Source organism: Chryseobacterium sp. TB1-D10 (assembly GCF_059803555.1).
In genome coordinates this window covers 261,335-272,337 of record NZ_JAPFHB010000007.1, presented here as the reverse complement: position 1 = coordinate 272,337, position 11,003 = coordinate 261,335, and the positions used below count along the sequence as shown (strand labels likewise).

Annotated in this window: 12 protein-coding genes; 6 read left to right on the top strand and 6 right to left on the bottom strand. The window is 34.4% G+C overall.

Annotation, left to right across the window (positions count from 1 at the left end):
* Window positions 1-393: 393 nt before the first annotated feature.
* From OPU68_RS11730 to OPU68_RS11710, 5 genes are all read right to left on the bottom strand, one after another.
* Window positions 394-1,131: a DUF3575 domain-containing protein gene (locus OPU68_RS11730; protein ID WP_498474172.1), complete on the bottom strand. Its 738-nt coding sequence runs from the start codon at window positions 1,129-1,131 to the stop codon at window positions 394-396.
* Window positions 1,132-1,199: 68 nt separating this feature from the next.
* Window positions 1,200-1,637: a heme-binding domain-containing protein gene (locus OPU68_RS11725; protein WP_498474171.1), complete on the bottom strand. Its 438-nt coding sequence runs from the start codon at window positions 1,635-1,637 to the stop codon at window positions 1,200-1,202.
* Window positions 1,634-3,286: an Ig-like domain-containing domain gene (locus OPU68_RS11720; protein ID WP_498474170.1), complete on the bottom strand. Its 1,653-nt coding sequence runs from the start codon at window positions 3,284-3,286 to the stop codon at window positions 1,634-1,636. The genes OPU68_RS11725 and OPU68_RS11720 overlap by 4 nt, the downstream gene beginning before the upstream one ends.
* Window positions 3,287-3,427: 141 nt before the next feature.
* Window positions 3,428-4,588 (bottom strand): GlmU family protein, encoded by a 1,161-nt coding sequence (locus OPU68_RS11715; RefSeq protein ID WP_498474169.1) that lies wholly within the window; start codon window positions 4,586-4,588, stop codon window positions 3,428-3,430.
* 140 nt (window positions 4,589-4,728) lie between these two features.
* Window positions 4,729-4,980: a type B 50S ribosomal protein L31 gene (locus OPU68_RS11710; protein ID WP_034964157.1), complete on the bottom strand. Its 252-nt coding sequence runs from the start codon at window positions 4,978-4,980 to the stop codon at window positions 4,729-4,731.
* A 332-nt stretch (window positions 4,981-5,312) separates the two neighbouring features.
* Between OPU68_RS11710 and OPU68_RS11705 the strand changes: the two genes are divergently transcribed.
* From OPU68_RS11705 to OPU68_RS11680, 6 genes are all read left to right on the top strand, one after another.
* Complete coding sequence (locus tag OPU68_RS11705) at window positions 5,313-6,056, top strand: hypothetical protein (protein WP_498474168.1); 744 nt, start codon at window positions 5,313-5,315, stop codon at window positions 6,054-6,056.
* 6 nt (window positions 6,057-6,062) lie between these two features.
* Window positions 6,063-6,671: a hypothetical protein gene (locus OPU68_RS11700; protein WP_498474167.1), complete on the top strand. Its 609-nt coding sequence runs from the start codon at window positions 6,063-6,065 to the stop codon at window positions 6,669-6,671.
* Between the two features lie 23 nt (window positions 6,672-6,694).
* Window positions 6,695-7,417 (top strand): sensor histidine kinase, encoded by a 723-nt coding sequence (locus OPU68_RS11695; protein WP_498474166.1) that lies wholly within the window; start codon window positions 6,695-6,697, stop codon window positions 7,415-7,417.
* A 5-nt stretch (window positions 7,418-7,422) separates the two neighbouring features.
* Window positions 7,423-8,103, top strand: a complete 681-nt coding sequence (locus tag OPU68_RS11690) for a response regulator transcription factor (RefSeq protein WP_498474165.1) — start codon at window positions 7,423-7,425, stop codon at window positions 8,101-8,103.
* An 84-nt stretch (window positions 8,104-8,187) separates the two neighbouring features.
* Window positions 8,188-8,535 (top strand): hypothetical protein, encoded by a 348-nt coding sequence (locus tag OPU68_RS11685; protein WP_498474164.1) that lies wholly within the window; start codon window positions 8,188-8,190, stop codon window positions 8,533-8,535.
* Window positions 8,536-8,878: 343 nt separating this feature from the next.
* Window positions 8,879-10,039, top strand: coding sequence for a T9SS type A sorting domain-containing protein (locus tag OPU68_RS11680; protein WP_498474163.1), 1,161 nt, complete (start codon window positions 8,879-8,881; stop codon window positions 10,037-10,039).
* Window positions 10,040-10,081: 42 nt separating this feature from the next.
* Here OPU68_RS11680 and OPU68_RS11675 read toward each other — a convergent pair whose 3' ends face one another.
* The gene (locus tag OPU68_RS11675; protein WP_498474162.1) at window positions 10,082-10,837 is read right to left on the bottom strand and encodes an enoyl-CoA hydratase/isomerase family protein; all 756 of its coding nucleotides are present in this window, start codon (window positions 10,835-10,837) and stop codon (window positions 10,082-10,084) included.
* Window positions 10,838-11,003: the final 166 nt, after the last annotated feature.

Sequence of the window (11,003 nt, the reverse complement as noted above, 5' to 3'; positions counted from 1 at the left end):
CAAGTCTTTTATCCGAAAATTAATACTTATTTAATAAGTGCCAATCTTCTCATATTTCCCTGTTAGGCTTCTGCGCTGCTCTCTTAAAGCGGTTGCAAAAGTAGGAACTTTTTCCCAAACTGCAAGTTTATTTGCTCTTTTTAAATAAACATTTAAGTACAACGCTGGTTATCAACGACATTGTTTTTGATGAATGTTTTATTTAGAGGAAATAATCGTGGATTTATCAGCAACCCCGCAATAGGGATAGTAGTGGAAATCCTTTTTATAAAGATTTGTAATGGATAAAATAGAGCAAATCTTTATAAAAAGATTGCAGCGGATAGCCCGGTTCGCAAAATGACGAGGCATATGAAAGGGCAATTTTGTGGAATTGCCCTATTTATTATATTCTTAAAATCTGTAACCGAACGATATCCCAGACCTAACACCCAACCAATCCGAATCCAAAGCAATCACGGCGCCAGAGGAATCCGTTGTAACCTTGTAATTAAATAACGAGATATCTAAGTCCTTAATATCTTCTTTAAGCTGATTCTGCTCATAAGAGGTAAGAGACCTGGAGGACTTCCCTGTAATCGTTCCTGTTGCGCCACCATAATGACCACCTATGAACCAAACATCCAATACCCAATTGTCTCTCCGACCCAATAACCATTGGGCGCCTAGCAGTAAACCTACATTATTAGAATTGGTTTTCCCATTAAATGCAATCGGAATCTTTTTATCAGCCGCAGCAGGATCTTCTGATGTGTAGCGGTAAGTCAAATTATCTATGTTGAAATGTGAGTATCTATAATAAGGCGCAATATAAAAACCATGACCATAGCCTTTACCAAGATAGAATCTAGGTTCTATTGTAATATTGTTTCCACCTAATTTTATATTATCAACATTTTCGTCTTTGATAATTTCATCTATCAACGGAACCTGACCGGCTGGGATAAAGCCATAAGATACCTGAACAGAAAACCTTTTTGTAAACAAACGCTCGTAAGCAAATTGATAATTGCGAAAAACAATGGATGTAAGATTCATCTTTACAAGATTCATCTTTTCCTGATCCTCTTTTTGCTGCGCATTAGCAATTAATGAACAAAACAGAGAAATAGTAATTAATAACTTATTCATAACTTTCAGTTTTTATCAAATATATAAAATAATTGATATCTGAATAGAAATAATTTTTAAAGTATTATTTATTCTACTAATTTTTGAAAATAATGCTCCAGAGTTTCTCTTTGTTTGGTTGTTAAATTAGCTTTGGGATGATAACCTATGTATGAAGGCAGCGGCATTTCCACATCACGAACAGTAGAAATCGTTTTCTCAATTGCATTTTGTCTGAGTTCCTTATTGTACGAACCCCATTCTGAAAAGTTGAGATGATAACGACCTTCGTTGATGTGATCTTTAATTGTCCAAGAAATTGGAGCAATGTAGGAATAATTTGGATATTTGGTTTCATTGGAATGGCAGTCGTAACAGGCATTTTTCAAAATAACCCTTATGTTTTCCGGTGTTTTATGAATATCAAAAAAATTATCATTCTTATTGACGGGTTTGTTTTCCCTGTCAACAGGAATCAACTGAATTCCTAAAAAAACAGCAGCGACCCAAAAAATTATCTTTTTCAATTGGCAGGTTGTTCTTCTAAAGTAAGATCCCAATTCTCATTGATTTCCCACATAGGGCGGATATTAATCTTGCTCATCACTTCTTTATCCCCAAATTTCTTAAACAAATAAACATCTTCTGCCACCACTTCTGTAGAAAAATCGGAGCTGTCCCAGATTCCGTTTTCATTATTATCTACCAAAATCCGAAGTCTGTAAGTTCCGGGTTTGATATTAACGAATTTGACATCCGCCAGATTGGTGTATTGCTGATAAGCTGGTTCATTTTTTTCATCTAACAATTGGATCCAGAATTTTTGAGCAGGAAGGTTTTTAAGATGTGCGGAAAAACTTCCGAAATCTGCCAGTTTTGCAACTTCGAAATCGAAACGGACACTTTCACTTGATCTGTTGTAAAAGGAACTCAATGTATTTTTCGGAACAGTCAATTTGTATTTTTTCCCGATTATGAAATTTGATTTTACAATAACCTGCGTGGAATCCAATTCAGAAATTCTGGCTGTGAAGTCTTGCGCAATGCTGTCAGATTCCAGCTTCCAGTTCTCCGGTTGGATTTTATTAATGATATAATTAGAAGAAAATCTAAAATCTGTTTCCGGAGCCAACTTATTTGAAAAAGGATTGGCTATTGTCATCTCTTCTTTCGATGGTCTTTTATAAAATATAGAGACTGTGTCCTGCTTGGAACCTGTGTCATAGGAGAATTTTAGATTTTCGCTGACTGTTGCTCTGATGTTTTCTTTGGTTGCATCAAACCAAATCCTTACAGAGTCTGATTTTGATTTGTGTGTCACTTTGTAATCTGCAGGCTTTTCCCCAACGGTTTTCACCACTACTTTTTCCGGCTTCCCATCAAATGTCATAAGGACCCCTCCGGTAGAAACTGTCATTTCTTTATATTTTACATCTTTTTTGGATGGGAAAGATTTTAGCTTCAGTCCGGAAATACTTGTTTGAAGATCGATCACTTCTTTCTGGAAAGCAACATTTTCTTTTCCGATGTCATAAATGGAATTAGAATTCTCGTCATCGAAACCGATAATTCTATATTTTCCGGGTGTCAAATAATTTAATTCAAAATAACCATCAATGTCAGCTTTCGAAACATAGTAGGGTTTTTGACGATAATTCATCGTGTCTTTGACCTGATAAAGTCCAACGACCAGATTTTTTTCTTTTCCCTCAGAATTTTTCTCATTTCCCAACGCATCGGAAACCGTTCCGCTGATGTAAAGGTCATCCAATTTTTCTCCCGTCGAAAATGCAAAATTGAAATAAGGCAAGACATTACTCTCATTAAGATCTACAATAGAATTTCCGAAATTGAAATTGTAAGTCGTGTTTGCCTGAAGCGTATCTTTCCATTGGATTTCCAGATATTTGTTTCCGGTGGAAGAAGGAATAATCTTGGTGTACTGAATCGGAGGGGAAATAATCAAATTCTTGCTTACATCTTTCAACATGATGTATTCATCAAAATCTATTCTGAGTTCTTTGAGATTTCTTGAGACATTGATTCTGGTGGTGTCAATATTAGAACCTATCATTTTTGGGGCGATAGAATCTTTTGCGCCGCCAACGGGCGAACCAACTCTGGCACAGCTTACCAAAACCAACGATGCAAATAGCCAAAGAAGAAACTGCTTCATTATTATATATAGATGTTAAAAATTAGATTTTAGGCTTAGACCAAAACCTCAATCAGCAAAAATAAGCAAACTTTGATATAAATTGGTTTTCCCTAAGCATAAAGGGAGCCAATTTTATCATAAAAAAAATGAGTTTTAATTTTAAAACTCATTATAGATGTACTTCAAAATATCTTTGTCAGCTTCGGTGATTGGGATTTTTCGTCGTTCCATTACTTTTTCTGCCACTTCATAGGATTTGTCGAGTCGGAATTTTTCGTCGCCTTTCATTCCGCCCCAGGAAAAATTGTCTACAAGATTTGGTGGGAAGCCGGATTTGAAAATATTGGAAGCAACGCCGACTACAGTTCCTGTATTGAGCTGGGTATTAATCGCCGTTTTGGAATGATCACCCATTATCAGGCCGCAAAACTGCAAACCTGTATCGAGGAATCTTTCTTTACGATAATTCCAAAGTTTTACGGAGGCGTAATTATTTTTTAAGTTGGATGAGTTGGTATCTGCACCCAAATTACACCACTCGCCTACTACCGAATTTCCTAAGAAACCGTCGTGACCTTTATTAGAATAGCCGAAAATCACAATATTATTGACTTCGCCGCCAACTTTGGAATATGGACCAATAGTGGTTCCGCCATAAAGTTTGGTTCCGAGATTGATTTTTGAATCTTCACAAAGTGCCAATGATCCGCGAATATTGGAACCTTCCATAATTTCGGCATTTTTTCCGATATAGATTTTTCCGGTTTTGCAATTGAGTGTGGAAAATTCGATAACAGCTCCTTCTTCTATAAACATATTTTCTTTGTCACCGATGAATCCGTTGGTCGATGATAATTCCTGAGAAGTTCTGCCTTTTGTCACTAGTTCAAAATCGAAATTGATAGCAAAATCGTTGTGGGAAAATATGTCGGTTGGTTTTTCTATGAACAACAGTTTTTCTGTGATGTCAGTCATTTTATTAATCTGATTCAGAGAAAACTGATCCATATTGATGTTGGCGACAAGAACTTCATTATCATAAACCAAAGCTTCACCGGGCTGAAGTTCTTTAATTTGCTTCAAAACATCTTCTGAAGGGAAAAAGTTTGGAACAATGAAAAGACTTTGTTTCGGTTCCGGCTTTTTGAACTTTTCCTGAAGATAATTTTCTGTGATGTAGAAAACCTCGTCTATCTCGAGAAGTTTTTTCCATCTTTCTGAAAAAGTCAGGATTCCCATTCGCATTTCTGCAACCGGTTTTGTAAAAGTGAGCGGAAGAAAATCTTCCCAATATTGTGCGTCCGAAAAAACGAGTTGCATATTTGTTGGGTGTTGGGTGTTGGGTGTTGGAAGAGACATCTGACATCAGACATCAAACTTCCAGCATCTAAAAGCAAAAATAATAAAAAAACCTCTCGGAAAATCCGAAAGGTTTTGATATTTGTAAAAATCGTCTAAAATTATTTAGCGAATTTTTTGTATTTGTTCATAAACTTGTCAACTCTACCTGCAGTGTCAACCAATTTGGTTTTACCAGTGTAGAAAGGGTGAGAAGTAGAAGAAATCTCCATTTTGATCAATGGATATTCAGATCCTTCGAATTCGATAGTATCTTTTGTGTCAGCAGTAGATTTGCAAAGGAACATCTCGTCGTTGCTCATATCTTTGAAAACTACCAATCTATAATTTTCTGGGTGTATGCCTTGTTTCATTTGGATATACTTTTTTTTTAATTATCAAATGGAACCTTTCGGTTTCATTTTCAGAAGTTTTAAAATTTAATATAATATGAGCAGTGGACTAATGGATCCGACAACTCTGGTTTTGAGGATGCAAAAATAGGAATTATTTTTTATTCTGCAAATTTTTATGACTTAATAATAGAAAAAATAATGGAAAGTTGATGTCTTTTTTTAAGAAAACAGGAATTAACCTCGGTTCATATTTATAATTAATTATCATTTTACCATCAATAATCAATTATTAATGTAGTTTTATTAGAATGTTTGTTTAATTTTATGCAAACTATAAATATTGAAAATATATGGCTAATTTTAACTTTGAGGATTACAATGATTCTGTTGAAAATTGGAACCAAGCAAAATCTAACTACTCGGAAATACAAACACTTATCGCCCCACAAAAGGTTTTCAGATTATTTCCTGAGCAGATACAGTGGATGAATGATCTGGATGAATCTGGAAACTACTTCCGGATGGATATTGGTGTTTGGAACAACGAACTGATATTGATCCTGGCACCAAGAACAAGTGCAAGCGATGTCATACAATTATTGGACTACAAATTCGCAACCTTGGGATTTCTGGAAAATGATTTGCTGCTGACACAGACGAAGACTTACACTTTGACAAATAACTATACTTTAACAAAAGATCTTGAAAAAAGTCAAAATGATACTGATATTAATTTTCCTATTCTTGACCAGCCTGTAACCGGGCAGCAAGTTGCTGTTGCAGAGATAGAATCCTGGAGAGAAAATGGAATGGATTGGCTAAGTTTGGAATCAAATGAATTTCATGGGGAAAGAATTTTCCAAAGTTTTTTTGTTCCGAAAGCTGACCTTTTGCAAAACCAGGAAGATGCAACCAGTATTGTATGTGCTTTTGGATTGAAACCGTCTGCAGTTTACCAAAGATTGCTGCCAACGTTAATTTTTATTTCCTGTTTTGAGAATCCAAGCCTGGTAAATGTCACGACTAAAATACCTTCTAATACTTATGATTGGTCCAGACCAAATCCACCTTACACGGCTTCAACTTTAGGTTAATAATTCGTGGAACAATTTTTCAAAATTAGTGCAAATTTGGCTGATATATTTTTAGCCACTGCTCTGATAATTGCGCTAATAAAATTTAAACTTTTCTCAAAAAATGAAAAATGGTATATCTATTATGCCTTTTTCGTTTTTTGTGTAGAGATGATTCTTTTTATTAGAACAAGCTGGACAGACAAAGTTTTGTATCCTATCTATATAGCAGGAGAATTTTTTTTACTGACAGGTATTTTTATTAAAAAACTAAGATTACATAAATACACTTTTGCTTTAACCGGAATTTTAAGCCTGGTGATTTTAGTTTTAAGCAAAATGCTACCTCATTATGAAAATGATTATTCCAAGGCAATTTCTAATCTTATTATTGTTTGTCTTATTGCCTATTCATTGATTCAGGAAATCAAACACTTTTCGGATAAAAGTCGTTTTGTAATTTTGGATGCTGTACTTTTCCTTTATTATACGGTAAGTATTTTTATATTTATGTTTCAACATCAGCTTTTAGGATTTCCTGTTGATTATTTCTACGCATTATGGATCATTAATAATACATTACTTGCAGTTTTATATTTTACATTCTTATACACTTTTTTAAAATTAAAGAAATAAAACTCAATATCATATTTTTGATTATGTTGATCATTGTTTTGATCATCATTATCTCTTTTATCTTATTAGCATACCGAACTTTCATCCAAAGAATCGTTAAGGAAAAAGATCTCCAGTTTCAGGCTGAGATGGAACATCAGAAAGAACTGACGCTGGAAAACATAAAAGGCCAGGAAGATGAGCGGAAGAGAATTGCCATCTCCGTGCACGATGACATTGGAAATCGTCTTAATATTCTTTCACTTTGGCTTAATAATCTGGAACCGGAAAATCAGGAAGCTTCCAAAAAAGTTATTACTGCCCAAATTACAGAACTGATAGATTCTACAAGAAACATTTCCCACTCACTCTATCCTGTCAATCTGGAAAAGCTTGGTTTGGTTTTGTATCTGCAGGAGCTGGTCACAAATCTTTCTTACAAAATCACTCTTTCACTATTTATAGATAACAGGTACCAAAAGAAAGATAATTTCACGGAAGTTCAGATTTATAGAGTCATTCAGGAGTTCACATCCAATGTCATCAAACATTCTAATGCAGATGAAGTGTCGATATACATCAGGAAACATCAGAAATATTTAACAATAATTCTTTCTGATAATGGTCAAAGCTTCGATTACAAAACGGCAAGCAGAGGAATGGGACTTAAAAATATAGAATCCCGAATCGCATCTCTGAAAAGTTTTTACAAATGGAAAAACAGAATAGGAACTGGCAGCCGATTGATTATTAATATTCCAAATTGATTATGATGAAAGAAAAAATTAAGATAGTTTTGGTAGATGATGAACAACTTATTCTGGAAGGCATCAAAATGCTGCTTTCCATGCAAAAGAATATTTCTGTGAATTATATGGCAACAAGTGGGGCAGAAATCCTAAATCATTTGGAAACCATTGCAAAAGAAGACTTTCCGGATATTGCAATGATAGATGTACAAATGCAGCCGATGGATGGTTTTGAACTGGTAGAGATTCTCAAAAAAAAATATCCTGACCTTAAGATCATAATTCTCTCTTCTCATTACAAAAGCAGCGTTTTGGGTTATATGATAAAATTAGGCGTTTCTGCTTTTCTCCCGAAAAATTCTGACAAAAAGACTTTCATTGATGCAATAGAAGCCGTGGACCAAAACGGAATGTACTTTACCAAAGAAGACCACGAGATGCTGACCTCGTATATGAATATGCCTGCCCGCAAAAAATCGCTTTTCGAAAATGAAGAAACACTTTCCAACAGAGAGGTGGATGTGGTAAAACTCATCTGCCAGGAAAAAACAAATCAGGAGATTGCAGACATTCTCTTCCTCAGTCCCAGAACTGTGGAAAGTCATCGGCAGAGAATCCTTGATAAAATTGGCGCAAAAAACACAGTTGGGATTGTAATTTATGCTGTTATCAACAACATCTACTCTGTACCTATTAAGTTGTAACTGGAAAATTCAGTATTTCTACGCTATCCTACTTTTCATTTTTGTGGTTTCTTTGGTATAAGAAAATTGAAAACAATTAGTAAAATGCCCCAATCACTAGAAATAGTCAATTCCACAGATTATATCATCAGAGGCGAAGTCACATATATGACTATTTTTTGCACTAGCCACTATTTTTTTGTAAAACCAAGCTCCGGATGGAAATCAGAAAAACGAGGAATCTTTCCAATCATACAAGTTTCTGCCGAGATCCACACGCCCAGAGGAATTTTTACAGCCAAACCATATATTTCCGTAGGAACCAATTACAACCGATTCGAAGTAGTAGAATTACGAGAGAATGTTTTCAAAGTTGTAAGGAAGAAAAACTCCGAAGCTAAGAAGCTTGCAACAATCAATACTTACGAACAAAAATTTCTGGAACATCAATAAGATAACTTTTGATATTTTTTCTAAGTCTCATCAAATTTTTTTGCGGGGCTTTTTTTATGGAAAATTAGAAATCCGTATAAATACGCAATCTGTAAATTGGTAATTTCTACTCTACTGGAGCATCTCGAATCTTTCTACTTTTGACATGTCAATACGACACAAACACATATTAGATATTCTAAAAACAAACAACGATGAGAACTTATTTTGAAATTTAGTTAGAGTTAGTTAATTTAATTTCCGAATGAAAACAGAACCGCCTTCCAGATTGGGAAGGCGGTTTTTGTTTTTTACAATTTCATAAATAAAAAATATTACTTTTGCGGCTAAACTTATAATCATTATGAAATTCATTTTTACTCATTTTTTATTGCTGCTGTCAATTACATTTTCTGCGCAGATCGTCAATATTCCTGATGCTAATTTTAAAAATTACCTTATATGGAATAACGAAATTGACACAAATAACGATAATCAAATACAGATTTCGGAAGCAGAAAATTTTACGGGACTTTTAGATTGTAGTAATAGGTTTATAGAAGATCTTACGGGAATTGAGGCTTTTATTAATATTACAGAATTATACTGTTACAACAATCCTATAATGACACTCGATGTCTCTAAAAACATCAAATTAAAAATTCTATGGTGTGAATCAAATCAGCTCACAAGTTTGGATATTTCAAAAAATATTCTGCTCGAAGGTTTGAACTGCAGCAAAAATCAATTAACGGATCTGGATATTTCGAAAAACACACTCTTAACTGGTCTGAGTTATAACTCTAATAACATCTCGAATTTTGATCATTCTAAATATATTCAGCTTAAATCATTAAATTGTGCAAATAATCAAATAGGAAGTTTGGACGTGTCTAAAAACATCAATTTAAAAACTCTTGATTGTTCAGATAATCTACTTACTATTTTAGATATCTCTAAAAATCTTTTGCTCGAAAATCTACACTTCACAAACAATCAGATAAGTAGTGTTGATACATCAAAACATCTCTCTTTAAAATCTTTAAATTGCGGATTTAATTTATTAAAAAATATTGATATTTCTAAAAACTCAGATTTGATGTTCTTGACTTGCAACAATAATCAATTGATTTCTCTTAATTTGAAAAATGGACAAAATAATAAAATTCAATATTTAACTTCATATAATAATCCTAATCTTTTTTGTATCCAAGTAGATGCAGGGAAGCCAAGTGGACTAAGCTGGTGGAAAGACAGCTGGGCAACCTACAGTACAGACTGCGGTTTAGGTGTAAATGACGTTAAAAAATCATCAATCCAAATTTACCCAAATCCAGTAAAAGAAAAATTAATTATCAATACCAATAATAAAATAGAAAGCGTAGAAATCTATTCCCAAAACGGACAACTTCTGAAAACTGTAAAATCCAAAGAAGTCAACATTTCCAATTTATCAAAAGGAAATTACCTTGTAAAAATCAAAACGGATAAAGAAGCAATCACACAGAAAATCATCAAAGAATAAAACGAAAGCCTTTCTAATTTTGAAAGGCTTTTTTGTTGGTAATTATTTATTTTTAAATTGATTAATTGCATTGATTGTAAAATCTGAGAGAACCAATTGCCCACTAACTGCAGCCCGTTCGGTTAAAAGATGATCCCAATGATCTGTTCCTTTCCAGAGAATATTTTTCAACTCAAACATTGCTTCAGGATTTGATTTGGATAATTTTTCTGCCAAAATTTGAATTTCCGCATCCATTTCTTCAGTTGTTTCGTACATATCCTGGAACATATTTTTTTCTCTAGCCCATTCAGCCGAGTAAAATTCTGTCGCATTAATTGCCAGTTGCGCAAAAGCGGAAGTTCCGATTTTCTTTTCTACAACAGGACTGATAACGAAAGGTCCAATTCCGACCGCCAATTCACTCAACTTAACCGAGGCATTTTCTGTTGCAAACGTGTAATCTGCTGCGCACGCAATTCCAACACCGCCACCGACAGCTTTTCCGTGGATTCTGGCAATAATTAGTTTTGGAGATTTCCGCATTGCATTAATGACATTAGCAAAACCTGAGAAAAATGTTTTCCCCGTTTCGAAGTCTTGAATGGAAATCAGTTCGTCAAAAGATGCTCCTGCACAAAAGGCTTTTTCGCCACCACTTTTCAGGATGATAACTTTTGCGTCGTCATTTTTTCCTAGTTTTTCGATTTCTTCTACAAGGTTTTTAAGTTGCGAACTCGGCATCGAGTTGCTTTGCGGATGAAAAAACTCGACGGTTCCGATTCCGTTTTCTATGGTTGATTTTACGTAAGCTGTCATTTTTTTGTTGGTTGATAGTTATCTGTTGATTTGATTTATGTTGAATCTGCAGCCCGACTTGAGCGGAAATCCTTTTTTGCATGGTCTTCGAGTTAAACTTAACTGAAATTGTCTGCAAAAAAGATTGGGAGCGGAAGGCGGAAATAGCTGCCATAATTACAAAACT